21 protein-coding genes and 1 pseudogene are annotated in these 25,923 nt (G+C 50.2%); 19 read left to right on the forward strand and 3 right to left on the reverse strand.

What is annotated here, in order from left to right; all coding sequences use genetic code 11:
- The first annotated feature begins 21 nt into the window (after positions 1 to 21).
- The 8 genes and pseudogenes from CFI03_RS21470 to CFI03_RS21505 all read left to right on the forward strand — a co-directional run bounded on the left by CFI03_RS21470 (position 22) and on the right by CFI03_RS21505 (position 10,710).
- Complete coding sequence (locus CFI03_RS21470; RefSeq protein ID WP_248759428.1) at positions 22 to 2,826, forward strand: glycoside hydrolase family 2 TIM barrel-domain containing protein; 2,805 nt, start codon at positions 22 to 24, stop codon at positions 2,824 to 2,826.
- 406 nt (positions 2,827 to 3,232) lie between these two features.
- Positions 3,233 to 5,377, forward strand: coding sequence for a PrsW family glutamic-type intramembrane protease (locus CFI03_RS21475; RefSeq protein ID WP_248760104.1), 2,145 nt, complete (start codon positions 3,233 to 3,235; stop codon positions 5,375 to 5,377).
- Between the two features lie 2 nt (positions 5,378 to 5,379).
- Positions 5,380 to 5,709, forward strand: a complete 330-nt coding sequence (locus CFI03_RS21480; RefSeq protein ID WP_248759430.1) for a hypothetical protein — start codon at positions 5,380 to 5,382, stop codon at positions 5,707 to 5,709.
- 18 nt (positions 5,710 to 5,727) lie between these two features.
- Complete coding sequence (locus tag CFI03_RS21485; protein ID WP_248759437.1) at positions 5,728 to 6,723, forward strand: phosphotransferase enzyme family protein; 996 nt, start codon at positions 5,728 to 5,730, stop codon at positions 6,721 to 6,723.
- Positions 6,724 to 6,811: 88 nt separating this feature from the next.
- Positions 6,812 to 7,273 (forward strand): DIP1984 family protein, encoded by a 462-nt coding sequence (locus CFI03_RS21490; protein ID WP_248759439.1) that lies wholly within the window; start codon positions 6,812 to 6,814, stop codon positions 7,271 to 7,273.
- Positions 7,274 to 7,668: 395 nt separating this feature from the next.
- A pseudogene (locus CFI03_RS21495) lies at positions 7,669 to 8,144 on the forward strand (GNAT family N-acetyltransferase).
- 17 nt (positions 8,145 to 8,161) lie between these two features.
- Positions 8,162 to 9,133, forward strand: coding sequence for a phosphotransferase enzyme family protein (locus CFI03_RS21500; RefSeq protein ID WP_248759441.1), 972 nt, complete (start codon positions 8,162 to 8,164; stop codon positions 9,131 to 9,133).
- Between the two features lie 92 nt (positions 9,134 to 9,225).
- Positions 9,226 to 10,710 carry an amidase family protein gene (locus CFI03_RS21505; RefSeq protein ID WP_248759443.1) on the forward strand — a complete coding sequence of 495 codons (1,485 nt, stop codon included), beginning with the start codon at positions 9,226 to 9,228 and terminating at the stop codon, positions 10,708 to 10,710.
- Positions 10,711 to 10,713: 3 nt separating this feature from the next.
- Here CFI03_RS21505 and CFI03_RS21510 read toward each other — a convergent pair whose 3' ends face one another.
- Positions 10,714 to 12,105, reverse strand: coding sequence for an MFS transporter (locus CFI03_RS21510; protein WP_248759445.1), 1,392 nt, complete (start codon positions 12,103 to 12,105; stop codon positions 10,714 to 10,716).
- A 116-nt stretch (positions 12,106 to 12,221) separates the two neighbouring features.
- On the opposite strand from CFI03_RS21510, the gene CFI03_RS21515 reads away from it, so the two are divergent.
- From CFI03_RS21515 to CFI03_RS21525, 3 genes are all read left to right on the forward strand, one after another.
- Positions 12,222 to 13,100, forward strand: a complete 879-nt coding sequence (locus tag CFI03_RS21515) for a LysR family transcriptional regulator (protein WP_248759447.1) — start codon at positions 12,222 to 12,224, stop codon at positions 13,098 to 13,100.
- Between the two features lie 45 nt (positions 13,101 to 13,145).
- Complete coding sequence (locus CFI03_RS21520; protein WP_248759449.1) at positions 13,146 to 13,619, forward strand: DinB family protein; 474 nt, start codon at positions 13,146 to 13,148, stop codon at positions 13,617 to 13,619.
- A gap of 180 nt (positions 13,620 to 13,799) precedes the next feature.
- Positions 13,800 to 14,186 (forward strand): reverse transcriptase-like protein, encoded by a 387-nt coding sequence (locus tag CFI03_RS21525; protein ID WP_248759451.1) that lies wholly within the window; start codon positions 13,800 to 13,802, stop codon positions 14,184 to 14,186.
- On the opposite strand, the gene CFI03_RS21530 is transcribed toward CFI03_RS21525, so the two are convergent.
- Entirely contained in the window at positions 14,183 to 15,037 is an 855-nt protein-coding gene (locus tag CFI03_RS21530) for an AraC family transcriptional regulator (RefSeq protein ID WP_248759453.1), read from the reverse strand. The two genes, CFI03_RS21525 and CFI03_RS21530, sit on opposite strands and share 4 nt — an antisense overlap.
- A 135-nt stretch (positions 15,038 to 15,172) precedes the next feature.
- Here CFI03_RS21530 and CFI03_RS21535 point away from each other — a divergent pair, with 135 nt between their 5' ends.
- From CFI03_RS21535 to CFI03_RS21570, 8 genes are all read left to right on the forward strand, one after another.
- Positions 15,173 to 17,182, forward strand: a complete 2,010-nt coding sequence (locus CFI03_RS21535; RefSeq protein ID WP_248759455.1) for an alpha-L-arabinofuranosidase C-terminal domain-containing protein — start codon at positions 15,173 to 15,175, stop codon at positions 17,180 to 17,182.
- A gap of 134 nt (positions 17,183 to 17,316) precedes the next feature.
- The gene (locus CFI03_RS21540; protein ID WP_248759457.1) at positions 17,317 to 18,324 is read left to right on the forward strand and encodes an aminoglycoside phosphotransferase family protein; all 1,008 of its coding nucleotides are present in this window, start codon (positions 17,317 to 17,319) and stop codon (positions 18,322 to 18,324) included.
- A gap of 226 nt (positions 18,325 to 18,550) precedes the next feature.
- Positions 18,551 to 19,231 (forward strand): response regulator transcription factor, encoded by a 681-nt coding sequence (locus CFI03_RS21545; RefSeq protein WP_248759459.1) that lies wholly within the window; start codon positions 18,551 to 18,553, stop codon positions 19,229 to 19,231.
- On the forward strand, positions 19,228 to 20,991 hold the full coding sequence (locus CFI03_RS21550; protein ID WP_248759461.1) for a sensor histidine kinase: 1,764 nt from the start codon (positions 19,228 to 19,230) through the stop codon (positions 20,989 to 20,991). Before CFI03_RS21545 ends, CFI03_RS21550 begins: the two co-directional genes overlap by 4 nt.
- Positions 20,984 to 21,553, forward strand: coding sequence for a hypothetical protein (locus CFI03_RS21555; protein ID WP_201005489.1), 570 nt, complete (start codon positions 20,984 to 20,986; stop codon positions 21,551 to 21,553). Before CFI03_RS21550 ends, CFI03_RS21555 begins: the two co-directional genes overlap by 8 nt.
- A 286-nt stretch (positions 21,554 to 21,839) precedes the next feature.
- Positions 21,840 to 22,169: an ArsR/SmtB family transcription factor gene (locus tag CFI03_RS21560; RefSeq protein ID WP_127498986.1), complete on the forward strand. Its 330-nt coding sequence runs from the start codon at positions 21,840 to 21,842 to the stop codon at positions 22,167 to 22,169.
- Complete coding sequence (locus CFI03_RS21565) at positions 22,166 to 22,567, forward strand: SRPBCC family protein (RefSeq protein WP_248759463.1); 402 nt, start codon at positions 22,166 to 22,168, stop codon at positions 22,565 to 22,567. The genes CFI03_RS21560 and CFI03_RS21565 overlap by 4 nt, the downstream gene beginning before the upstream one ends.
- A gap of 123 nt (positions 22,568 to 22,690) precedes the next feature.
- Positions 22,691 to 24,946, forward strand: coding sequence for an ATP-binding cassette domain-containing protein (locus CFI03_RS21570; protein ID WP_248759472.1), 2,256 nt, complete (start codon positions 22,691 to 22,693; stop codon positions 24,944 to 24,946).
- A 49-nt stretch (positions 24,947 to 24,995) separates the two neighbouring features.
- Here the strand turns inward: CFI03_RS21570 and CFI03_RS21575 are convergent, their stop codons facing one another.
- Positions 24,996 to 25,886 (reverse strand): LysR family transcriptional regulator, encoded by an 891-nt coding sequence (locus tag CFI03_RS21575; RefSeq protein ID WP_248759474.1) that lies wholly within the window; start codon positions 25,884 to 25,886, stop codon positions 24,996 to 24,998.
- Between the last annotated feature and the right edge of the window lie 37 nt (positions 25,887 to 25,923).

Raw genomic sequence — 25,923 nt, forward strand, 5'->3', positions numbered from 1 at the left:
AGGTATGGAGGATGAGTAACGATGATTGCAAAAATCAACTTGGAAGGCACTTGGGAGCTTCAGATGGACGAAGAAAAAACAGGCTTGCAGGAGCCCTTTAACGATACCATTGCTTTACCCGGAACGACCTCGCATGCCAGAAAAGGAAAGCGTAATCAAAGCGTAAACGTAGATTGCCTCACTGATGAGTATGTGTTCGAGGGCTGGGCTTGGTTCTCCCGTAAATTCGATATTCCGGCAGGTCTTGCAGGAGTCGGTGTTAAGCTTTACCTCGAGCGTACGCGCGTAACAACGGTCTGGATCGACGGTGATGAGCTGGGGACGCGGAATAGCTTAAGCGCGCCGCATCTGTATGAATTAAAGAAGCCGCTGACGGAGGGCGCCCATACGATTACGGTCCGGGTGGATAATACGAGCTATCCGACCAAAGGCGGGCACATGACGTCGAGGGACACGCAGACCAACTGGAACGGGATAACGGGCCGCTTGGAGCTGCAGTTTTACGGTACGGCATTCCTGGAGGATGTAAGAACATACCCCAATGTTCCGGATCGGTCGGTAACTGTCAAGGCCAAGCTGGTGGGCGCATCCGCAGGAACGGTCAGCGTATCAGCGGTATGCGCAAACGGTGTTAGCCGGCATGAAGCGGAGGCCAGAACTTACGACGTCTCTGGCGGGGATTTCGAGCTTTGTTATCCGCTGGGAGAAGAAGCGCTCCTCTGGAGCGAATGGTCGCCGAATCTGTATAACCTAAAGCTCGAATTACAACAGAATGACGTAACAACGGACATACATGAGTCGACCTTCGGCTTGCGGTCATTCCGAGCGGAGGGCGGTTCCTTTACGATTAACGGCGCAAAAACTTTTTTGCGCGGCAAGCATGACGGCTTGATTTTCCCGCTGACCGGCTTTGCTCCAACAACGGTAGAAGAATGGCTGCGGGTACTCAATACCGCCAAGTCTTACGGAATCAACCACTATCGGTTTCACACCGCCTGTCCGCCTGAAGCGGCTTTTGAAGCGGCGGATTTGCTCGGCATTTACATGGAGCCGGAGCTGCCGTTCTGGGGCACCGTGACGGACGAGTCCTACGATAATCATAATGAGGAAGAACAGCAGTACCTGATTGAAGAGGGCTACCGGATGCTGAAGGCTTTCGGCAATCATCCTTCCTTTGTCATGATGTCGCTTGGCAATGAGCTGTGGGGGAGCAAGGAACGCATTGACGGCATCTTAAAAGATTACAAGGCGTTCGACGGTCGTCCGCTGTATACGCAAGGTTCGAATAATTTTCAGTTTGTTCCCGTCATTCTGGAGCATGAGGATTTCTATTGCGGCGTCCGTTTCTCCCGCGACCGTCTGATCCGGGGTTCATACGCGATGTGCGATGCTCCGCAAGGACATGTACAGCTTGGACCGCAAGGTACGCTGACCGATTATGATGATGCGATCCTGCCGCAACCTGGCATGGGGATTATCGGAGAAGCCTCCGGGCAAAGCGGAGTGATCCAGATACAGTACGGAACGGAAGCGAAAACCGTTGAAGCGGATGCGGCCGACGGCCAACTCATACCGCATATTCCGGTTGTTTCCCATGAAATCGGACAATATCAGACGTATCCCGACTTTAACGAGATTGCCAAATACACAGGTCCACTTAAAGCGCGTAACTTTGAGGTATTCAAGCAGCGGCTGGAAGAAAAGGGATTGGACCATCTCGAGGAAAAATACCATGCTGCCTCCGGCCAGCTTGCGGTCGACAGCTACAAGGAAGAACTGGAAGCCGCATTCCGCACAAAGCAGCTGGCTGGCTTCCAGCTGCTGGACCTGCAGGATTTCAGCGGGCAAGGAACCGCGCTTGTTGGCGTGCTGGATGCGTTTATGGAATCCAAGGGGCTTGTATCTCCCGAGGAATGGCGGACCTTCTGTTCGGATGCGGTGCTACTGGCTAGGTTCGCAAAGTACAATTACAAAGCGAAGGAATCCTTCGAAGCTCTGATCGAGCTTCGTTACCTGAGACCGGAACCTCTTGCCGGGTTTAAGCTGGAATGGGCATTGGCAGCAGGGGAAACGGAACTGGCCAGCGGGGAAGCGATTGCTTCGGCCCATTTTTCAGGGGACTATGTGGATATCGGACGGATTTCGTTCAGCATGCCGAATGTACGGACGATGACGAAGATATCCCTCCAGCTGCGCATTGCCGGCACCGATATCCGGAAATCGTATGACCTGTGGATTTATCCGGACGGGATTAAAGCCGACAAGAGCGGTTTAAACCTGTTCGACGGGCTGACCGAAGAAGTTGCCGCGCTGCTTGAGAAGGGAGAACGCGTTGTCATCATGCCAACTCCTGAGCATTTGAAGAATGCCATTGAAGGAACGTATTGCGTGGATTTCTGGTGTTACCCGATGTTCCGGTCAATCTCGGAGAGCATGAACAAGCCGGTTCCTGTTGGTACGATGGGACTGCTGATCGATAAGGAGCATCCCTTGTTTAAGCTGTTCCCGTCCGAGATGCATTCCACGGAGCCATGGCGCCAGATTGTGGAAAACTCCCGCTCCATTATTTTGGACGGTACGGATCGGGCTCTGCAGCCCATGGTACAAACCATCGATAACTTCGAACGCAACCATAAGCTTGGAATGGTGTTCGAATGCAAGGTTGGAGCGGGAAGCCTGCTAGTCTGTGCCGTGGATGCCGAGCAAGCAGGACAAACAATAGAGGGACGCCAGTTCCTGAACAGTTTATACGAGTATGCGAAATCAGAAGATTTTAACCCGCATGCAACCCTCGAGTTATCCAGACTGCGTGAGATGCTGCGTTAAAAGAGTAACTAACGTAAAATACGCCTGCTCCCGGTTGTGCCGGGGCTGGCGTATTTGTGCTTCAGAGGGGTTCTATAAAAGTTAGAACTGATGACGGACTGGCAGGCGGGTAAACGCAGCCGGAGAGCGTACTCCGATTGATAAGATATGCGTGTGCGTCAAAGGCAATGGGTCCTCCGAAATCGGTTCAACGGTTACTAGACATACGGATCTAGCCATAACCCGGACGAAATGCGGAGAGGATTTCATGGCGTGGGGGAAGTAATCCCGATCGTATCGCGTTGTAATTGGGAACAAAGTCCAATTTTAGTTAATTTCTTCTTATTTATGATTCACGGACCAAATAATCGAGTATGATTTGGGAAGGGAATTAGCCGGCGTTCATGGGGAGGCCGGGTAAGGAGTGATGAATACGGATACGATATGGCGGATTCGAAGCGTGGTTAGAGATTACGCGGAAGCAGTGTACCGATTCGTCCGGGAAATACCTAACAGATATACTTGGCTGACAAAGATCTATGCGGTCTGGTGCTGGATATCGCTGCTGCTGTTTATCGCGGGATTATTCCTGTATCGCGATTCGCGTACGATGCTGGTTCAATATTTATGGTCATTTTACGTGCTGCTGCAGTTCTGGCTGTTATGCCGCAGCAAGACCTTTACCTGGAAAAAGACGGCCATGTTTATGCTTCTTGGTATCTTTCTTGTTATCCCAGTCACGGCATGGACACTGATGGGCGTACATGGGTTGGTAGGAGGCCGTACATCGGACACTTGGTCACAAGCGGTTATTACTCCCATTGCGGAGGAAATATGGAAGCTGCTTCCTCTTGGCTTGTATTTATTATTCTCGCGGCGGGCATCTGCCATGAGTCTAAGCGATTATACGCTAGCCGGAGCGGCATCCGGGGTGGGCTTTCAGCTGATGGAGGAGCTATGCCGAAGATGGCTAAATTCCGGGATCATCGGGCGGACATACGGATACAGCACAACGATGCTGGGCGGCGAAACCATCCACTGGGATTTATGGACGTTGTTTCCGGGCCGATTCGAAGAAAGCATATTCCCGACCATCATGACCGTCAGTCACCCTGTACATACGGCAATGGTTGCATTAGGGTTGGGGCTTGGGGTAAGATACCGCAAACGGCTGACCCATTGGATTTTTACTTTGCCTGCGCTCCTGCTGGCATGGTCCATTCTGGATCACGCCGCCTATAACGGGCAAAATTCTTTGCCGGAATGGTTCTTGACGATAAGCGAGTGGACTGGCAGCGGGTATCATACGAAAAATGTTTTTCTATTGATGCTGTTATTGGGCATTGTTCTTGATTACATCGCGCTTAACCGCGTAAGAAGCCAGCTTCCGATGATAGAAGGGGAACGATTTCTTGACCCTCTTAGCGAGATGATTCAGATGTGGAGAGCCTTCTTCGCAAAGAGGGAAAACTTTTCCACGGTTATGGCTTTGACACGGGAACGGCGGGAGATGGGTTTTTCGTTGCTCTATGGGAATGCCGAAGCGGTATCCGTTCAAGAGGAATTACGCATAAGGATGCTGCATCACCACAGGGTGGCTGCAGCGCTTGTTTTGTTATTGTTAGGCATGGGCATCGTCGCGGGCTTTACTGCTTATTGGCAGGGACATATGCAGGTTGAACCCTCTGCCTGCTTCTCCTGTATGTTCGATTCGCTGCAGAATTGGTGGGACCGTCTCAGCTTAAGGGAAAAAGGAGCGATTCTCCTAGGAGCTTTTTCTCTCGCGCTTCTGTTTGTGGGCTTTTGGCCGGCGCTGGGCTTTGCCTTTACCGCGATAAGCATTCCTGCCAGCGGCCATGAAATAGCGAAGGACATTCGAGATCCGAAGAGGCTGCTTACCCCAGAGAACGCCGCTGCCGCGCTGATTGCGCTGGCTCTCAGTCGAGTGCCTTTCGGACGCTTGGCTAAGAAAGGCGGAGAGCGTCTTGAGAAATGGCTGGAGAAGCTGCTGAAGCGCAAGAGCAAGCCTGAACCGGACATCCCGCATAAAAAGCCGGATGTTGACGGGCCGAAAGAGAAGCCTGATAGCGGCAATCCGGAAGAGAAGGAGTCTTCCAAGAGCCCGGAAGAGGAAGATTACGTTCATTGGAGCAAGGCCAAATACAAAGGCGTTGAACTGTATGACAGCCGAAACGGAGCTTTGGGCGAGTTCGACGGCATCGACGTTGAGAACGGTATTTTCTATGAAGCGAAATCAGCCGAAGGCTTGAACCGTATTCACCCGAAAACCGGCAAACCGCAGCAGACGCCTCAGCAGTTCACGGATAAACAGCTATACCAGAAAACCAAGACCCGGATTAATAATCTGATGCAAAAGGCTGTAGGCACGCGCACGACGCCTGACGGAACATCCGAGATCCCGAGCTTGGAAGATATTAAAAGCATTCGCCGCTTTCAGTTTCAGCTTGACGGAGACACGCCGGAGCTGCGAGCCGCCGCGGAAAACAGCTTGAACAGGCTTCGTCAGGAGTTTCCCGATTACACATTCTCAATCAGATTTGGAGTGAAATAGACATGTCGATCAGCGCATTTATACTCGATCCTGAAGATGAATTCGAGCGTGCATTTATGCTGCCGGTTGCTACGGAAGCATTCTATAAACAATACTGGGAACCGGCAACCGAAGAACTGGGTCTCCAATGGACGGCATTATTCCAGGGCGGGACGGATGTCGAGCATGAAGATGTTCCCGCCATTCTGGAGGAGATCGGCAAGCTGAAGGAATGGGTAACCGCCAAGATGGACGGAGAAGCGCAGGAGCATATGCTGCGCAGGCTGAAGCTGCTGGAAACGGGACTTCCGAGTGCCTTTCGGCGCGGAGACACCGTAGTGCATATCGGTTAATACGAGAGGGAGAAATTCATGGACCCGAAGATTAAAGCTTTGTTTTTGGAAGGATATGCGGAAGAGGGTGCAGCAAGGTTTGGAGTTGACCCAAAAGAGCTGACGCTTATAGGGGGATTTCAAAATTTTATTTATTCCTATTGCCGCAAGGACAGGAAGTACATTCTCAGGTTCACGCCAAGCACGCTTCGTTCTCAGGATGGAGTATCGGCCGAACTGGAATGGGTTCGTTATTTGGCTCGGCATGAATTGTCCGTATCCGTTCCGGTTAACTCGATGGAAGGGAAACCATTCGAACAAATCGATGGGAACGGAATTTCGTTCTACGCGAGTTCGTTTACTTATGCGCAGGGTCGCAAGATCGGATACCCCGAATGTTTGGGCAATCCCTCCCTGTATGAGCAATGCGGGCGTATTACCGGCCGTCTTCATGAACTGTCCAGATCGTATAGGCCAACTGGTGCATGCAAAAGACATACATGGGAAAAGAATGAATATCTGCTCCGTGCAGTGGACTATTTGCCGCAAGATCATCAACCGATTCTTCAGGCGCTCCAAAAAATGAAATTAGAACTTGCGAGACTGCCCGAAACCCCGGAGCAATTCGGACTTATCCATGGCGATATCAATGCAGGCAATTTTACGATTGATGAGGCAGGCGAAATGACGCTTTTTGATTTCGACGAATGCCAATACAGCTGGTATACGGAAGATATTGCGATACAGCTCTATTACTTGCTCTATGTGTTTGGAGAAGATTCGAAGCTGGAACGAAAAGAACAATACGAGCTGTTTATGAAGCATTTTGAACGGGGCTATACGGAAAATGGCCGTCAAATGCCCCGCAATTGGAAGGAGCAGCTCGGGTTATTCTTGCGGCTTCGGGACATTATCGTCCTGGTAGGCATGCATAGGAGCTGGGATTTAGGTCAACCTGACGACTGGACGCGGGATTTTCTGAAGGATAGCTGGGAGCGGATAACGAACGGGAAATCATTGATTGACGGGTTTTGATGGATTGAAGGCTGAATAATAAATTGGAAAATACATGCAGTTACTGATATAGTACTATTAATTGTCATTTTCATAGAGGAGGCAGGCGATGAGATTAGCGGAAGCGCTTGTTTTGAGGGCGGACTGCCAGCGGAAAGTAGCGCAGATTAAGCAACGGCTGGAAAGAGTCATAAAGGTTCAAGAAGGCGAGAAGCCTGCGGAATCACCCGCGGAGCTGCTGAGCGAACTGAAGAAGACGCTCGAAGAGCTGGCTGTCTGGGTGAAGAAGATTAACAAGACCAACTCTTTAAGCGCCTTTGATGCCAGCGCAACATTGGCGGAAGCATTGGCCGAACGTGATCGGATCATGCAGCATCGCAATATTTTAAATGAACTGCTCGGCACGGCATCCATTCGGCAGGAGCGCTACTCGAGGCAAGAAGTGAAATATTATACGACGGTTGAGATCTCCGAACTCCAAAGCGAGGTTGACGAGCTATCGAGGAAATACAGGGAATTGGACTTTAAGATTCAAGAGAAAAATTGGAGCACGGATTTAATAGATAACTAATCAAGTCGGTAACCGAAATCATACAGGCGAGTACAACCCGCCAACGGGTAGTTGGACCTCCGATGCAGGTGCTGGGCCATGCCTGCAAAACATCATGATTTAGCCCGATATTGTAACAAGAGTGCGAGTAGCACGCAACTAGGCCGTATTTTTATAATTGTAACTACCATGTACTGATGTATGAACGCGGTGAGGGCGGGTTCGGGGACTTTATTAGGGAATAAGAAAGACAGTCGGCAGACGCTGACTGTCATTTTTTTGTGTTATGAGATGACCTAAAAATGCCATGGATACATAATACAATACATAATTTTTCAACATAAGTCTATTACTTTTTTGGCATTAATTGTATCGTAATAAAGCGGCCGCATTAAATGAAAGGGAGGAAGCCCAGCATGATTACGCTACGAAAAATTACGTTGGATAACCGTCGTGACATCTTTAATCTGGAGGTATCCGAAGATCAGAAACGATATGTTGCTTCGAATCTCTCAAGCGTAGCTTCTTGTTATGTACTTGCCACCAATGGGGGAGCTCCGTTTCCGTTTGCTATTTACGCGGATGAGCAGCCTGTCGGATTCGTCATGATTACGTATAAAATAACCGGCTATGATCTTCCGTCCTTTGCTGGAGACAGCTATTGCATCTTGCGTCTGATGATCGACGCGAAGTATCAGAACAAAGGATACGGGCGTGAAGCCATGGCGAAAATACTGGCGTTTATCCGCACCTTCCCGGCAGGACCGGCTCGTTATTGCTGGATTCCGTATAAGAAGGAAAATACGCCATCAGGAAGGTTTATGAAAGCTTTGGCTTTCGCGACAGCGAAGAGGTCCTCCATGACGAAGAGATAACCGTTTTGCAGCTCTAAAGGAGGAGGAATCTCTCATGGATGATAAGAGTTTTCTGGAAGTGGCTTTACGAGCCTACTCGATTGATGAAGCGGCGTTTGAATTTATCCGGCATAACGAGAATATGACTTACAAGATCACGGATAAAAGTGCCCATTATTTGCTGCGGCTTCATAAGCCGATAGCCCGCAATATGGAAGGGACTCAGACCACGCCGGAAGCAATCCGCTCTGAACTCGCTTTTTTGCTCGCTTGGTCTGCGCATTCCGATCTGCCTGTACAGACTCCGGTTGTCAATAATAACGGGGAACTAATCACTATGATTCCAATCGGTCAAGAAGAGATCCCCTGTACCGTCCTGCAATGGATTGATGGCGATGTCTTGTCAAAGCAAGAGATGAACAGCGAGGAAGAAGCCCGTACCCTGGGTACTCGAATCGCTATGCTCCATCGATTCTCGCAAAGCTATGAGGCGGGACCGGCTTGTATCCGGCCGGCATATGGAACGGAATGGATTCATTCCATGATCCTGAAATTGCGGGGCGGAGAAGAGCGGGGGATTCTCTCCGGCAAAGATTTTCACATTCTCGAGCGGACGATGCGGTTGATGATCGAATGGATGACTTTATGGGAAACGACTCCCGAAACTTGGGGCTTAATTCATGCGGATATCAATTACAGCAACCTGATCCGTTCTCCCAAAGGAATTTCAATGATTGATTTCGGTTTGTCGGGATATGGGTATTATGCGATGGATCTCGCAATGGGCGCTTTACTCGTTGAGAGCAAGCATCGGGATGCCTTGCTCGCCGGCTACAGCAGCTGCATGAATGGAAGTATGGATCTCGCTCAGTTAGAAGCTTTTATGTTTCTTGCGATCGTTGGCTACTACACCTTTGTATTAAGCCAACCCGATAAGTTAAGTTGGATTGAAGATCATATTTCCGGGCTGATTGATCATATCTGTCTGCCGTTGCTAAGCGGCCAAAGAGTGTTCTATGCGATCTAAATAAAACACAACTATAGATGATTTTTACCAACCGGCATTTGGTTACAAATGGTAGACTATTGAGGAGAATGTAAGCCCGGGAGAGGATCTGTATGAATGAAATGATAAACGAAAAATTATTCGAAGCCGATATTTCTTCGTTGCAAGCGGCGATGGAAGCGGGCGAATTAACGTCAGAAGCATGCGTACGATGGTATATGGAACGGATTGAACGGATAAATCCGACTTTAAGAGCCGTACTCGAAGTGAATCCCGATGCCATCTCCATTGCGCGGGAACTGGATAAGGAACGGTTGGCGCTTGGTGCGCGAGGACCACTTCACGGTATTCCGATTCTGCTTAAAGATAATATCGATACGGGAGACCGGATGCACACCAGTGCGGGGTCGGTAGCTCTCGCGGAGCATGTTGCCCCGTCGGATTCAGCTGTGGCCGAGCAATTAAGAGGAGCAGGCGCCGTCATCCTCGGAAAGGCTAATATGACGGAATGGGCGAACTTTATGTCCGGCTCGATGTGGGCGGGATACAGCTCCAGAGGCGGACTTACCTTGAATCCTTACGGACCGGGCGAGCTGTTCGTAGGGGGCTCAAGCTCTGGGTCGGGCTCGGCTGTAGCAGCTAATCTATGCGTGGCTGCAATCGGAACGGAAACATCCGGCTCCATTATCAGCCCTTCCTCGCAAAATGGCATTGTTGGCATGAAACCAACCATAGGTCTTGTCAGTCGGAGAGGGATTATCCCGATTACTCAAAGCCAAGATTCTGCCGGTCCAATGACACGGACGGTCAGGGACGCCGCGATTTTGTTGGGGGCTATGACAGCCGTGGATCCAACAGATGCAGCTATGCACGATGCTGGCCGAACAGCGCATACGGATTATACAAGCTTCCTGGATGAACAAGGCTTGCAAGGCGCGAGAATAGGTATACCGCGGCATTACTATCAGGGACTTGACGAGGCGAGAGCCGAAATCTTAGAGCGTGCAATCTCTTTGTGCGCTGAACTTGGGGCCGTTATCGTGGATCCCGTGACTATGCCTTGCGAGAATGCGAAATGGGATTGGGATGTAATGCGTTACGAGTTCAAAAAGGGTCTAAACGATTATTTAGCCAAAGCCGGCAGCGGCGCATTCATCCGGACTTTAGACGAACTAATCGAGTACAATGAGGCCCATCGCGATACGGCGCTCAAATACGGGCAAAACGTATTGATCTGGTCGAATGAAACGAGCGGGACGTTAACCGAGCCGGAATATCTCGAAAGCCTCAGGCTTAATCATGAAACCGCGCGGAAGCAAGGAATTGACCATGCTATCAAAGCGTATAAGCTGGATGCCTTGCTGTTCCTCGGTAACGAGGAAGGGCTCGATATTTCCGCGCGCGCGGGTTATCCCGCCATTACCGTCCCTGGCGGCTACGCAGAGACCGGCATTATCGCTGAAGGAGGATACACGACCAAAGGTCCGCAGGGTATTACGTTTGTCGGTACCGCCTACAGCGAGCCGGTGCTCCTCAAGTTAGCCTATGCCTATGAGCAGGCAAGCAAATGCCGCCATGCACCGGTCGATCCGGTCTAGCACTTAGGCCTTCGATTCCTTTAATTGCGCGGAACGAGCTCGCCGCCAGCTTATCAGGACCAAAGTTAAGGCAATAATCGTTAGAATAATCCCGAGGATACGAAACCCGGCGAAGCTGAATTCTCCTCCCATTACAATGCCGGTCAATAAGGACGAAATGATAGTGCCGAGATATCGGGAGGTATTAAATAAGCCGGAAGCTACGCCAATGATTTCTTTTGGAGAACTGTCGAACAATGCCGTTTGCATACCGACGCTGTTCAATCCGTTGCTTATTCCGAAGGCAGCTAAGGCTATACAGACGCTTATAACGGGCGAGCTCTCATTCAATGTCACGATCCATACGGAACCAAACACCATTAGAATGGCTGACACGAACAAAGCGGGCCGAGGGCCGGATTTGTCGATCCATTTGCCTGCAAGCGGGGACGCAACAAGTGAACACAAGCCTAAACTTAGCATCAGCATGCCGGTGTGGAATTCGCTGACATGCCGAACGATCTGCAAATAAGACGGTAATCCGAAAAATAAAGAGTAGAACAAAATGTTCACGAGTATAAATTGAACATTAACCCACGTCATCGCCGGGTATTGGGCTATAGTCCGTAACGGGATAAAAGGGGATTTTGCTTTTAGCTCATGTCTGACGAAAGCCCCCAGCGATAACAGCCCAATCATTCCGATAACGATGTAGCTGAGCGAGACTTGGCCGGTAGACTTTGCGGACAATAATCCAACAAGCAGGGCAACCAGTCCCGCGGTAAACAGCAGGATCCCTGACGCATCGATCAGATCAAGCCATTTGCGGATGGTAAGGCCGCGGATAGGGGATGTCTCCGGTTTATCCTTGGGAATAGTTCTCCACGCCAGCAAGTAGCTGGTTATGGCAAACGGGATGTTGACGAAGAAGATTGCCGGCCAATCCCACCAGTGGATGAGCATGCCGCCAACAAAGGGACCAATAGCTGCCGCGCCGGATAAAAAGATGGACAGAACGGACAGCGCGGCAGCCTGTTTATCCGTTATATAGATACGGACAATAGCCATGCCTACGGCCACCATCATGCTTGTGCCTATCGATTGAATAATGCGGAATACGATCAGCCAGCCGAAGCTTGGCGACAATGGCGCTAATAGCGACGCTAGAAAGGCAACAACAAGACCGTACAGGAATATATTTCTTCGGCCGAATAAGTCGCTGGCTCTGCCCATCACGGGCTGGGCAACAGCGCTCGCAATATAGAAAGAAAATATAATCCAGGACACCCCGGTGAAATCAAGCTTGTAATCCTCTTGAAGCCTTGCGATTGCCACAGATATCATTGACGAATTTAAAGGGTTGAGCAGGATCCCTAATCCGACGGCAATCATTAACCATCTGTTGCGAGTATTCAAATAAAGTCACTCCTCGATTTATCTTGAATTCATCGTACGTGAAGTGCATCATTTATTCCAACGCATTTCATGTTATAATTTCATGGACTTAAAGGAATATACGGATGGTGAATTTCATGGAGCTTCTGCAATTGCAATATTTCTTGACGGTAGCCCGGCTGGAGCATGTCACCGAAGCCGCGCGGCATCTGCATGTCACGCAGTCATCGCTTAGCAAGACGATTCAACGTTTGGAGGAGGACTTAGGCGTGCCTTTATTCGACCGGGTAGGTAGGAAGCTGCGCCTGAACGAATCGGGAAGCCGATTCCTGCTGCGTGCTGAGCGGGCTTTGTTCGAGCTGGATCAGGGCAAGCAGGAGCTGAACGATCTGTCCAGCTCGGAACAGGGCACGATTGAACTTGCCGTAAACACGGCCAGTATGCTGCCTAATATCCTCAGAGAGTTCCGAAAGAAAAAGCCGAATATCCAGTTCCACGTGCAAATGCTGACGACGCGGGAGATGGTGGCGCATCTTCATCGGGGAGATATTGATTTCTGCTTGTCTTCGCCGTCCCTGGAAGGAGAAGATATCGAATGCCAGATTTTATATAGGGATCCTATCCTTGTAGCGGTTCCCAAATCGCATCGTCTGGCAGGGCGGAGCAGCGTAACCTTATCCGAGCTGAAAGAGGAATGGTTCGTTGGAGTAAAGAAGGGTTACGGTACCCGTGATCTGGTAGACTCCATATGCAAAAAGGCCGGCTTTGAGCCCAAGTTTGTCTATGAAGGTGATGAGCCTGCGAGAATTAATGCGCTTGTGGAAGCCGAAATCGGCATTGCGTTTATACCTGGTACGGCTAGAAATCAAAACGGACAGATTGTTTATCTACAGGTAGAAGAAAACGAGCTCGTGAGGGAAATCGCTTTGTTATGGCATAAGAGCCGTTATGTATCGCGGGCTGCTCAATCCTTTCGCGAGGTTGTCGTTGACTACTTCGAGAAATTATCAAAGTAAAATAATTAATGCAGCTAATTATAGTTGACTATAGGAGGACAATTCATGTTGAAATTATTCGAGTATAACTGGCAGGTACGAAAGGATTGGTTCGAATGGTGCCGGGACGTCTCCCGGGAAGAGCTGTTGAAGAGGCGGACTGGAGGAATAGGGGGGATTCTACATACCTTGTTTCATGTTGCGGATGTGGAATACAGCTGGCTCCGCGCTCTGCAAGGGAAACCCGATTTCACGGAACCATTCGAGTCTTACGCCAGTCTTGAGCAGGTCATGGAGCTTTCGGATCGATTCCACGAAGAAGTCCGGTCGTTCGTAACCGCATGGACCGATGACATGGAGATGAAGGTATTGTCCGATGTATACCCGAATGGAGAGCCTATCAACTTCAAATACGGGGAAATCATGCGGCATGTCATTGCTCATGAAATACACCATATGGGTCAATTATCCGTATGGTCGAGAGAACTAGGAAAGGCGCCTGTGACCGCTAATTTTATTCGCCGGGGATTGTTCGGCTAATAACGAATGGGTATGCGGCAACCTATCAGGTATTAGATCCCGGTATTTCAACAGGGTTTGTGTTTAGAACCCTGGATCATAATGGATCAATTATCTCGACGTCGCGTTAATAAATGTCATAAGCGGTTAATAAGACAGCCAGTAGTTTCATTCTTAGCTGTAGCGAGGGGCAGAGGTTTTATGATTGAAGTGTATTTGGATGGTGCCAGCGCCGGAAATCCGGGGCCAAGCGGCGCAGGCATTTTCATCAAGAATAATGGGGAGGTTGAACGGCACTCCATTCCGTTAGGGGTAATGGACAACCACGAAGCGGAGTTCCGCACCTTTATTCTCGCTCTTGAGTTATGTATCCGCAAGGAATATAAGACCGTATCCTTCCGGACGGATTCCCAATTCGTAAACCGGGCTGTTGAGATCGAGTTTGTGAAAAACAAGAAGTTTACGCCGCTACTTCAAGAAGCGCTTCGGCTGACGAAGCAATTTGAGCTGTTTTTTATGATGTGGATTCCAAGCTCCGAGAACAAATCGGCGGATCAATTATCCCGGGCGGCGATTCGCGGCAACTAGTGAATATCGTTGGCTTTTTGCCGGTATAGCGTAGGAGCTATGCCTGTCTTTTGCTTAAAGAGGTTCGAGAAATATTGCGGGTCCTCATAACCAAGATGTACGGCAATTTCACTAACGGGCAGCTCCGTGTCTTGCAGCATCATTCTCGCAATGTCCAGCTTGCGCGCCAGCACGTATTGATAAACGGTGCTGCCGGTGTGCTGTTTGAAGATACGGTTCAGCTGCTTGAAGGACAATCCCATTTGTTGGGCAAAATCCTCCGATTGGAAGGTTTCACCGACCAGCTGATCCAGATAAAGCTTCATACGTCCCATTATTGGGGAAGTATATTCGGCGGCCTGCTTCACGGATTTCTGCAGAGAAATTAATATCTCAGTAATGCTTAGGATTAAGGCGGTCTGCGTGTCAGTGCCATCTTCGGCCTTATGTTTCGCGGCAGCAAAGCCTTTCAAGAACAAAGTTTCAATGCCAGCGTTTGGGATATACGAGGTATGAAGCAAATGGAAGGTTTCGAGGAGCGGCAGACTATTGCCGTGGAGATTGTACCAATAATATGTCCATGGATCGCTTGACTCCGACAAGGCCGTTACTTCATGCTTGCTGTCTTTCCTCAAAATAAAGGCGTCGCCTTTTCCCAAGCGATGCTTCTCCGAATTCACCTGAATTTCTCCATGTCCGTTTATCACATATCCAAGCACAGTAATATCTGCTTTTTTTCGAATATTCATATAAGTTGGCGCGCAAATATTCATTCCGATCATCGGGATGTATACCGATAAATTCGGAGAATACGGCAGTGCATGGATATCGCCATGCTTATGCTGCGCACGGTTATCATCCGCATGTGACATGTCCATTTTCCTCACTTCGCCTTCCTTTTCCTCTATGTTCATCTGCCTACGAAAACACTATCATGGATATGAAATCTAGTCCACATCCGCAAGGAAAGAATAGGCGGAAGTTTGATAGTTGAGGGAGAGAATCGTATGAACCAAAGGGCATTAGTTACCGTAAACACCGAAGCACCTTCCAAGCACCGCTTGAATCCTTATATTTTCGGCCATTTCGTGGAGGATATTCGCGATCATATGGATGCCATGTTAGCCTTTACGCTGAAGGACATGGACTTTGAGGACGAAGCCGATACGCGCGGCGTATCCTCAGGCTGGTATGCCGTAACCAATGGCAAGAATACGGAATATACGTTGGAGCCTGCAGCTCCGCGGCATTCCGGCCATAGCCAGCGTATTCGGATTTTCAGCGCGGACCGCTGTTACGGCGGAATCGGACAACAGGTCAGCGTCGAGGGCGGACTTCCTTATCGCGTAAGCATCGTAGCGCGTGCCGCTATGGATCTTCGGGCTGCCGTCTGCGAGATTGTCGACCGTGAGTCCGGTGAGGTGCTGAGCCGCACTGAAGTTGGGCTGCGGGGACACAAATGGAACGAATATGAGTTGGAGCTGATTCCTGGCCGTTCGTGCGAAAAGGCGGAGTTCCGTATTCTGCTCTACTCGGAGGAAGAAACCTGGCGTGACGGCATGGGATCGGGCATGCTGTGGCTGGATCATGTGTCGATGCTTCCTTCGGACAGCATAGGATACGTAAAACGGGAAGTCGTAGAGCTGACCAAACAATTAAAGCCGGGAATGATGCGTCTGGCGGGTAATTACATCAGCGCGTATCATTTCGAGGATGCCATTGGCCCCGTACTGGAACGGCCCAACATGATTAACGAAGCATGGGGCGGCTGGACGAACAAATATTTCGGAACGGATGAATTTCTTGCGTTCTGCCGGGATACGGAGACGGAGCCTTTAATCTGCGTCAATGCGGGAACGGGTTCACCTGAGGAAGCAGCGGCTTGGTTGGAATATTGCAACGGCAGCGTAGACTCGGAATATGGCGCGCTGCGGGCTCGAAATGGCCATCCGGAGCCTTATGGCGTCAAGTATTGGGAGATCGGGAACGAAATTTACGGACCATGGCAGCATGGGCATTGCACGGCGGAGCAATTCGCGCATCGGTATAACCGTTTTGCGGATGCGATGAAAGCGGTGGATCCGGATATCGTGCTTCTGGCATGCGGCGATTGCGATCCCGAATGGAACCGTACGGTGCTCAGCCTTTCGGCGGACAAAATGGACATGCTGACGCTGCATATTTATCACGGCTTCGGCACGGTCGGAATTACGCCTGACACGCCGAAAGAAGAACGGTACCCGGCAGTGATGTCGTTCCCTGAGGTAAGCCGTGCCGCAATCAGCAAGACGGAAGAGATCATTTCAAGCAATCCGGCCTACACGCATGTGAAGCTTGCGATCACGGAGTACAACACGATGTACTATCCGAACACGATTCGAGCAGGGCGCCCGATGGAGCATACGCTGGAGGCCGCGGTAGCCAACGCCGCAAACTTGAACGAATTTATCAGGCAATCCCATCTGATCGAAATCGGCAGCTACTCCGACCTGGTCAACGGCTGGCTTGGCGGATGCATTCGGGTTGGGGATTGCTATGCGGATCAGTACCGGGGCAAAGAAACGGGATGGAGCGGTCGCAGCAGAACGGTATACGGCACGCCAACCTTCCATGTGATGAAAGCCTACGCGAATCGCGACATCTCTCGTGTATTGAAAGTGCATACGGACAGTCCAACTTTCGATTGGCCATCCGGCTCGAAGCGGTTTGGGCTGGAGCCAGGTGCTTTGCCGGCGCTTGATGTGGCAGCCGGTGTTGATGAATCCGGCAGCGTGTTAACTTTGTTTGCTGTTAATCGCGGGCTTTCAGCGGTTGACGCTGAGCTTGCTATCGGTTCGTTTGCGGACTCCGAAGTGGCGGCAATATGGGAGTTCTCCGGCAATGATTATGAGTTAATCAACGATGTATTTGAGCCGGAAGCCGTTATAGCACAGGAGAGCCTTCTGAAATTCCAAGATGGCAAGCCCATGCTTACTTTGAAGCCTCACTCGGTGTACGTCATTGAGGTACGCAAGTGAATAAGGGGTGTCGGGAAGAGCTTCCGGGTAATCCGGGGGTTCTTTCTTTTTTTATTTAGCTGCATTAACCGATTTTTGCTATGCTACAATATTTGGTAATGATAAGCCATTTTTCGAGGAGGCCCTATACCGGAATGAATGTTCAATTGGCAGAGCGGAAAATCGCGGAATGGGCGACAGCAAACGCTGCAGCGCTTGGAATGTGCCCGGAACGCATACAGGCAAGTTATATTTATAATCCGGGAGGCTTCGGCAACTTATCGATCCGGCTAACGGATGGATTCTCGCGTCTTCACGTTAAGCTTGCTCCTCCTTACAAACGGGCAAGACTGCAGCAGTGGGCGGGAGTAAGCGACTATTTAGCCTTGCAATATTCCGCACCTAAGCTCATTCATGAAATCAATGAAGAAGTAGTGCCGGGTTATCCGTATGGACTTGTTTTCGAAAACATAGAAGGAGCGGTTCCGCTTGCCGAGATTCATAGCGCTAATGAGATCCGATCCGCCGTGATGAAGATCATTGCCAAGCTGCACCTCGATGAGGAGCTTCGCGAGCTGCTCCCCGTGGAGGCGACCCGATCCTATGCCGAAGCTTTCGAAGAGGAATACCTACAACGCTTTACGGAGGATCTGGACGGAATCCGGGAATCGAGGGAGCTCCTGAAGGATTTTGTGTCGGATGAGACCCTGACCTGGTTTGGGGAAGAGATTGAGAAATTGAGGAGAATCATCCGGCAGACTCCCGCTTTTCAAGAGGCGGCTGTCGATGCTGTCCATAACGACTTGAATGGCAATAACGTATTGGTACGGGGAGACGGCTCGTTCCGGATTATCGATTGGGATGATCTGACCGGACAAGGAGATGCGGCGATGGATTATTCCGTGCTCCTCTGGCCGCTTGCCGATGATCCTTCATGGCCGAATTGGAGGGAAAAGGTACTTGCAGCTGCCGGAGATGCCGTAGTCGAACGGCTTGAGCTTTATTTTCGCGCAAAGCTTCTGGATGATGTCATTGATGTTCTCGCCGATTATGTTGAAGCGGAGCAAGTGCCTGAATATAGAGATGAAGCCCAGCGCAATTCGAAAGCCATTCATCTGTCCTCTTATCTCAAGTATCTTGCTAAATATGAAGCTAACCCGTAACAGCCGCCAATTCGCGGCTTTTTCTTTGCGTATAGGTTTCTCCAATAATCCATTTCGAATACACACGTTGGACACACGAACCCCCTATACTTCAACTTGTAGAACAAATGGAGGTGCAATCGGATGATAAGAATGCCGAATTTCGGGTAAACCTGTGATAGCATAGGATATACGATTGCGGTTCCTCAAGAGAAAGGAACCATTGCCGGAAAGAGGCGGGATTCAAATGAAACGAACTATTTTATTAGTGGAAGACGATACGCTTATGCGGGAATTTATAACGGATTATTTCAAAAGAGAGCAATGGGATGTCCACGAGGCGGAGAACGGAAGGGTTGCGCTTGAGTTGTTCGAGCGGGTCACCGTCGACCTGGTTGTGTTAGACATTATGATGCCGGAGATGGACGGCTGGTCCGTATGCAGGCGGATCCGCGAGAAATCGGATGTTCCTATCATTATGATCACGGCAAGGGCCGAGGACGAGGATCAGTTGATGGGCTTCGAGCTGGGGGCCGACGAATACGTAACGAAGCCGCTAAGTCCAAGGGTGCTGGTGGCCCGGGCAAACGCCTTAATGAAGAGAACGGAAAGAACGGTGGGGCGGGAAGCGGAGCTGCTTCAATACGGGGAATTGTCGGTGAACCGCGAGGCCCATACGGTTACGGTGGCTGGGGAACTCGTTAATCTGTCGCCCAAAGAATACGATCTGCTGCTATTCCTGATCAAGCATGACGGTAAAGTATTGTCCCGGGACTATATTCTGAATGCGGTATGGGGATACGAGTACCTTGGAGATTTGCGAACCGTGGACACCCATATCAAGAAATTAAGAGCCAAGCTCGGGGACGCCGGCAAGCTGATCGCGACCGTCATTCGATCCGGTTACAGGTTTGAATCGGAAGCATGAGAAAACATGGCGTCGTTCTCAAGCTGTTCGTCATCACGTCCGCTTTGATCTTGTTTATTTTTACGCTGGTGATGTTGGCCGAAGGGTTGTTCTTTGAACGGTTTTACCGGATGTCCCGGATTCATCAGCTGGAATCGGCCATTACCGGGTTTAGCCACAAATATAACGAGGTAAAGGGGAATGAACGGGAGCTTTCCAGTCTGCTCGGAACGTTTATGAACCGGAATGATACCAGCTCGGCCTTACTGAATAAAAGCTTTAATAAAGCCAACCTCAACCCGTATTATGTAAAGCTTCAGTCGGGCGGTAAAAGCATTACCGTTCCAATCCCAACCGCAGGCGCTACGGTCAATAGCATTCCGCGAGGAGTATCTATTGGAAGCAATATGATCGTGGACGGGATTTTTATGGACGAGAAGGATACGGTGCTGCACCCGATTACTTTCTGGTCCGATAATGCCGCGCCTCTTGATCAAGGATTAGTACGGATTGTAGGAAAAGTGACGGACTTTTTGCTGCCGGAGCAGCGGTCGTTCAACCCTCTTTACCAGGATGCTCTTGTTGACGAAGCACTACAGGATTGGACAGCATCGGCGGAGGCGAGACTGTCCCGCTTGCATGAGGGAGAGACGGTACGGAGCGAATGGAAGGATCCCTGGAGCGGAGTCGAGTACGCCGTACTCGTAAAATCACTTTCCGGTACGGAAGTGGATGAGCATTACATGTTCGTTATGGCTTCTCTCCAGCCGGTAGGGGAAGCGGTTGATATTTTGAAAAAGTACGTCATTTACTTGGCGCCGGTCATCCTTGCTCTCGTTCTTGCGTTATCGCTGATCTATTCGAGAATTGTATCGCGTCCGCTGCTCACCCTGAATCGCTCGGCCGCAAGGCTCGCCAAGCTTGATTTCACCGACCATCCGGAGATTCGCTCCAAGGACGAGTTCGGAGAGTTATCGAGGAATATGAACGCCTTATCCCGAAACCTGGACTTGGCACTTAGCGAGCTCAAGCTTGCTAACGAGCAGCTGCAGGAGGACGTGAGAGAGAAGCAGAGGTCCGAGCAGCTGCGCAAAGAACTGGTAGCGAATATATCTCACGAGCTCAAAACTCCGCTTGGCATCGTAAAAGGCTTTGCGGAGGGGCTTCAGGACGGGGTAGCAGACGACAAGCGAGAACGTTACCTTGCCTTGATCGTGAACGAGACGGACCGGATGAACGCTTTGATAATGGATATGCTGGAGCTGTCCAAATTCGAGGTGAAGGCCGTTAAGCTGCAGAACGAACGGTTCTCCCTGACCGGTCTCGTTAGAAAGCTTGCAAGCTCCTTCACGCAGCAGCTGGAGAGCAAACATCTAACGCTAAGAGTTCGGCAGGATGGAGAACGGGAGCTGTTCGTTTATGCGGATCGTAGACGGATCGAGCAAGTTCTGCTCAATCTGCTCAGCAATGCGATTCGGCACGCCATTGAGAACAGCGCAATCGTTATGGAAATGGAAAAGGCAGAAGGAGCAGCAATTAAAACCACCGTGGAGAATACAGGCCCGTCTATTGCAGAGGAGGACCTGGGCAGAATTTGGGATCAATTCTACAGAGTAGAACGTTCCCGTGATCGCAAATCCGGCGGAACCGGCTTAGGGCTCGCTATTGTCAAACATATATTGGAGCTGCACGGTAGTCGATACGGGGCCGTTAATACCGCCAACGGCGTAGCATTTTCATTCACTTTACAAGAAAACAAAGGAGAGATTCATCATGAATAAAATTTCCGTAAGCCTACTGGCGGCATCGTTAGCCGTTCTGGTTGTTCTGAGCGCATGCGGCAACAAAGCGGAAACAGGGAATACGAATACAACTAACAATAATACCGTGACAGAAGCGCCGTCATCCGCCACGCCGGACAATTCAGCGTCGTCTGCTCCCAGCGAGGAATCTGGCGCTCCTGCGACAGCAACTCCTGACGCTACGAATTCGTCTAACGCCGCAGGGGATAATGCTAGTGAAGAGATTCTGATTATCATCGATCAGACCGAAAAACCAATCGAAGGCAACAGCTTTGACTTCGTAGTCAACAAGCGTCCGGAAGGCTACATGCTGTCCAAGATGGAATGGAAATCCGGCAAAACCAGCATTGTTAACACGACGCAAGAAGCGATTGAGCATGGCGGCAACGGAGAAGACGGCTTCTACATCAGCGGAGATGGACAGTTCATGGGCTTCTTCTACCCGGACGATTTGAAGGGGCAAAAAGGGGATGTAAGCTTCACATTCGTAAACGATGCGGGCAAAGAGCTTACTTGGAAGAAGACGATCACTTTGAAATAAACGATAAATGGAAGGAAAGCCGCGAGAAGTGCTCGCGGCTTTTTTGCGTTTCGTCATCTTGGGAATTGGAATGGGAATGTGCGGGAGAATAGGTTTGTTACGCTGTTGACACGACACCATTTGGTGTCTTATAATTCTTTTAGACACTAAATGGTGTCTCATGAATGAATCGAACAAGTAAAAGTTACCTTGCATTCTATTGTAACGAAATGAATGGAGCAGTCGCAACCCATGGATTCAAACGCCAACTATTTTTTTATGAAGTTGAACTCTAGGAGGGGGTGTTGTGAACGATAATCATCCGTCACGGGATGTCTTTGACGCGATTGCGGATCCAACCAGGCGCCGGTTGATTCAGCTATTGTCCGAGACAGCGGAAATCCCGCTTCATGAGCTAACCTCGCAATTCGATATGGGACGTACGGCCGTATCCAAGCATTTGACCATCCTGAAAGAAGCAGGACTGGTAACGGACCGGAAGGTTGGCAGGGAAACGCGCTTTCGGCTGAATGCCGCTCCATTGAAAGAAATTCAGGATTGGGTCTCTTACTACAGGAAATTCTGGACCGTTAATATGCTGCGTCTGCAGCAATTATTAGAGGAGGAAGAAGAATGAGTTTGAAATTAGAACTGGATTTTCAATACAATACTTCGGTTGAAAAGGCATGGGCTGCGTTAACCACTTCCGAAATGCTTGCCAAATGGGTGCTTCCAAACGATTTTAAACCGGAGGTTGGACACCGGTTTCAGTTCCGGGCAGAGCCTAATCAATATTGGGATGGCGTTATTGACGGCGAAGTGCTTGCCGTAGACGAAGCAAACCGTTTGCTGTCCTATTCTTGGGCGGTTGGTTCGGAGAAGCATACGGTTACCTGGACGATTCAGGAGTTGGGAGAGGGCAAGGTTAACCTTCACCTCGAACAAACCGGCTTCTCGAGCGTACCTGCGCTTGAAGGAGCTAGACACGGCTGGACGAATTGGCATAACGAGCTTGCCAAGCTGCTGGCGCAATAATCGCATAGTTGAGCCTGCTTGGACTCAAAGCCACATAAACCGGTTGCAACTGATTGCAACCGGTTTATGTCTGGTTCGTACAATTGGAAGAATATAAATCTACGACCCGAAAGGATGTAAGGAATGAGCGGAACGGGCCAGGAGTACATCGTCATTACGAATGCCAGGGAAAACAACCTAAAAAACGTTTCTTTGCGTATCCCGAAGCGGAAAATCACGATTTTTACGGGAGTATCGGGATCGGGAAAGTCATCCATCGTCTTCGATACGATTGCTGCTGAATCCACAAGACTGTTAAATGAGAATTTCAGCACGTTCGTTCGGACTTTCTTGCCGAGCTTTCCACAGCCGGATACGGACGGAATCGAAAACCTCAGCATGGCCGTCGTTGTCGACCAGAAAAGACTAGGCGGCGGATCCCATTCCACAATGGGCACCATCACCGATATTTCTCCGATTCTCCGCGTGTTGTTCTCACGGGTAGGGCAGCCGCATGTGGGATCGGCCAATATGTTTTCCTTCAACGATCCGCAAGGCATGTGTCCGGAATGCAACGGCATCGGCCGCAGACTCGGGGTGGATATGGGCAAGGCCATAGATAAGTCCAAGTCGCTTAACGAAGGTGCAATCATGCTTCCGGATTATACGGTAAACGGCTGGGAGATGAACATGCTCTTGCAGTCGGGCGACTTTGATCCGGATAAGAAGCTGCAGGATTACTCGCCGGAAGAGCTGGACCAGCTGCTGTATGCCAAGGCGCGGAAGGTACAGATGGACTTCGCCGGCAAAGCCACCAACATTACCGTCGAAGGCGTTATCGAGAAGTTCACGAACAAATATATTAAGCAGGACGTCAAGCTGAAGTCCGAACGCACGCAAAAGGCGGTTATGCCGTTTATTACCGAAGGGAAGTGCTCCAGCTGTCACGGCTCGAGACTAAGTCAAGCTGCGCTGAACTGCCGAATTAACGGGATGAACATCGCAGAGCTGTCTTCCATGGAGGTGGGACATCTCATCCGGGTCATTCAAGAAATCAGCGATGCCAAGGCAGCGCCAATTATCAAATCGTTGACGGAGCGTCTTCAGCATCTGGTGGACATCGGGCTGGACTATTTAACGCTGGACCGGGAGACCGATACGTTATCCGGCGGCGAATCGCAGCGCGTGAAGATGGTTAAGCATCTGAGCGGCAGCCTGGTTGACGTCACTTATATATTCGACGAGCCTAGCGTTGGCCTGCATCCCCGGGATGTACACCGGTTGAACGACTTGCTTGTTAAGCTGCGGGATAAGGGCAATACGGTTATCGTCGTTGAGCATGATCCCGACGTTATTAAAGTCGCCGATCATATTGTTGACGTTGGTCCTCATGCAGGCAGCCGCGGCGGGAACATTGTGTTCGAGGGCAGCTTCCAGGGCTTATTGGAGTCGGGTACTTTAACCGGTACGCACATGAAGAGACCGCTTGAGCTGAAGCAGGACTGCCGGAAGGCTAGCGGGAAGCTTCCCATCCGGCACGCCAATCTGCACAACTTGCGGAACGTAAGCGTTGATATCCCAACCGGCGTATTAAACGTCGTAACCGGAGTAGCTGGTTCGGGGAAAAGCTCGCTTATAAACGATGTATTTCTCAGCCAGCATCCGGATGCTGTAGTTATCGACCAATCGGCCGTTGGCGTATCGACCCGTTCGAATCCCGCAACCTATACGGGGATCATGGACGATGTGCGCAAGGCATTCGCATCGGCAAATAAGGTTAATCAGGGCTTGTTCAGCTTCAACTCCAAAGGAGCTTGCGAGAACTGCCAAGGTCTTGGCGTTGTGTATACGGACCTGTCCTTCTTCGAAAGCGTAAAGATGCCATGCGAGGTCTGCGAAGGTAAACGCTTCAAGGAAGAGGTTCTCGGATACAAGCTGAATGGCAAAAATATTGCCGAAGTGCTGGAGATGACCGTCGAGCAGGCACTGGAATTTTTCGAGCTGAAGGAAGTAAAGAAAAAGCTGCAAGCGATGAGCGATGTCGGCTTGAACTACATTACGCTTGGCCAGCCTCTCAGCACGTTATCCGGCGGGGAATGCCAGCGCATCAAGCTTGCAAGCGAGCTTCATAAGAAAGGCAGCATCTACGTCATGGACGAGCCGACAACCGGCCTCCATATGTCGGATATCGGCCATCTTCTGGAGATTATGAACCGGCTTGTGGATACCGGCAATACGGTTATCGTCATTGAACATAATCTCGAAGTAATCAGCCAGGCGGATTGGATTATCGACATGGGACCGGATGGGGGCAGCAGAGGCGGGCAGATTGTGTTCGAAGGGATTCCGTCTCAAATCATTCTGGAAGAACAGTCGATAACAGGGAAGTTCTTGAAGTAGGCGAAAAAGAAAAAGCTGTCGAACCTATCGTTCGGCAGCTTTTTCTGCATTACAGCGTTTCGATTCTGTCAAAGCGGGAAGTAAGCTGCTTCATAAAAGCACCGGTTGCTTTTCCGATATACCGGTCCTTAAGATAGGCAATTCCGACTTCCCTGCGTAGCGAAGGGTTGCTTATCGGAATCATGATCATATTCTGACCCGGATACAGTTCAAGCAGCGTTTTGGATAGGATGGAGGCTCCCGCACCGGATTGCACGAGGGAGAGAATCGATTTGATTGCCGACGTCTCAATGACAGGCTCCCAGGCAACGCCATGCATGCTGCACACCGCGTCAATCAACTGCCGGCAACGGTGGGTTTTGGGGAACATAATGATGGGCTCTCTCATCGCTTCCTCTATGGTCACGCTAGACTTGCCGTTTAACGGAGAGCTGGAATGAGCAACGAAATAAAATTCTTCCTCGTACAAAGAAACTTTACAGAATCTGTCGTCATCTACCGGAAAGATGGTTACGGCAAAATCAAGCTCGTCCTGCAGGAGGGGATCCACCACATCCTCCAAGGCTAACAGCTTAATGCTAATCCCCGGGTATTTATTGTGAAAATCAACCAGCAAACCGGATACAAGATCATTGATCTCTCCGATTAATGTCCCGATCGTCAAGGTACCTCGCTCCATATGATGCAGCTCGGCAATTTCCTCGCGTGCTCCGTCAATCGAACGGAAGATGGTGCGGCTATGGTTAAGAAGGATGAAACCGGCTTCCGTAAGCGCGATTTTTTTTCCGATCCGATGAAATAACGGTACGCCCAGCTCCTCCTCCAGCTGCTTGATCTGATAACTTAACGTCGGCTGAGTAATACCAAGGTTATCGGCGGCACGCGTAAAATGAAGCTCCTCGCATATCGCTTGAAAATACTCCAGTTGTCTAATCTCCATGTGATACACCTCATCGAAAATCATAAATCCTTCTTTA

It is taken from the genome of Paenibacillus sp. ATY16 (assembly GCF_003399985.2).
In the GTDB taxonomy this organism is placed as follows: Bacteria; Bacillota; Bacilli; order Paenibacillales; family Paenibacillaceae; genus Pristimantibacillus; species Pristimantibacillus glycanilyticus.

Coding starts and splice junctions, on each gene's coding strand:
- CFI03_RS21470 (WP_248759428.1), top strand. CDS start 22: ATGATTGCAAAAATCAACTTGGAAGGCACTTGGGAGCTTCAGATGGAC.
- CFI03_RS21475 (WP_248760104.1), top strand. CDS start 3,233: ATGAATACGGATACGATATGGCGGATTCGAAGCGTGGTTAGAGATTAC.
- CFI03_RS21480 (WP_248759430.1), top strand. CDS start 5,380: ATGTCGATCAGCGCATTTATACTCGATCCTGAAGATGAATTCGAGCGT.
- CFI03_RS21485 (WP_248759437.1), top strand. CDS start 5,728: ATGGACCCGAAGATTAAAGCTTTGTTTTTGGAAGGATATGCGGAAGAG.
- CFI03_RS21490 (WP_248759439.1), top strand. CDS start 6,812: ATGAGATTAGCGGAAGCGCTTGTTTTGAGGGCGGACTGCCAGCGGAAA.
- CFI03_RS21500 (WP_248759441.1), top strand. CDS start 8,162: ATGGATGATAAGAGTTTTCTGGAAGTGGCTTTACGAGCCTACTCGATT.
- CFI03_RS21505 (WP_248759443.1), top strand. CDS start 9,226: ATGAATGAAATGATAAACGAAAAATTATTCGAAGCCGATATTTCTTCG.
- CFI03_RS21515 (WP_248759447.1), top strand. CDS start 12,222: ATGGAGCTTCTGCAATTGCAATATTTCTTGACGGTAGCCCGGCTGGAG.
- CFI03_RS21520 (WP_248759449.1), top strand. CDS start 13,146: ATGTTGAAATTATTCGAGTATAACTGGCAGGTACGAAAGGATTGGTTC.
- CFI03_RS21525 (WP_248759451.1), top strand. CDS start 13,800: ATGATTGAAGTGTATTTGGATGGTGCCAGCGCCGGAAATCCGGGGCCA.
- CFI03_RS21530 (WP_248759453.1), bottom strand. CDS start 15,037: ATGTCACATGCGGATGATAACCGTGCGCAGCATAAGCATGGCGATATC.
- CFI03_RS21535 (WP_248759455.1), top strand. CDS start 15,173: ATGAACCAAAGGGCATTAGTTACCGTAAACACCGAAGCACCTTCCAAG.
- CFI03_RS21540 (WP_248759457.1), top strand. CDS start 17,317: ATGAATGTTCAATTGGCAGAGCGGAAAATCGCGGAATGGGCGACAGCA.
- CFI03_RS21545 (WP_248759459.1), top strand. CDS start 18,551: ATGAAACGAACTATTTTATTAGTGGAAGACGATACGCTTATGCGGGAA.
- CFI03_RS21550 (WP_248759461.1), top strand. CDS start 19,228: ATGAGAAAACATGGCGTCGTTCTCAAGCTGTTCGTCATCACGTCCGCT.
- CFI03_RS21555 (WP_201005489.1), top strand. CDS start 20,984: ATGAATAAAATTTCCGTAAGCCTACTGGCGGCATCGTTAGCCGTTCTG.
- CFI03_RS21565 (WP_248759463.1), top strand. CDS start 22,166: ATGAGTTTGAAATTAGAACTGGATTTTCAATACAATACTTCGGTTGAA.
- CFI03_RS21570 (WP_248759472.1), top strand. CDS start 22,691: ATGAGCGGAACGGGCCAGGAGTACATCGTCATTACGAATGCCAGGGAA.
- CFI03_RS21575 (WP_248759474.1), bottom strand. CDS start 25,886: ATGGAGATTAGACAACTGGAGTATTTTCAAGCGATATGCGAGGAGCTT.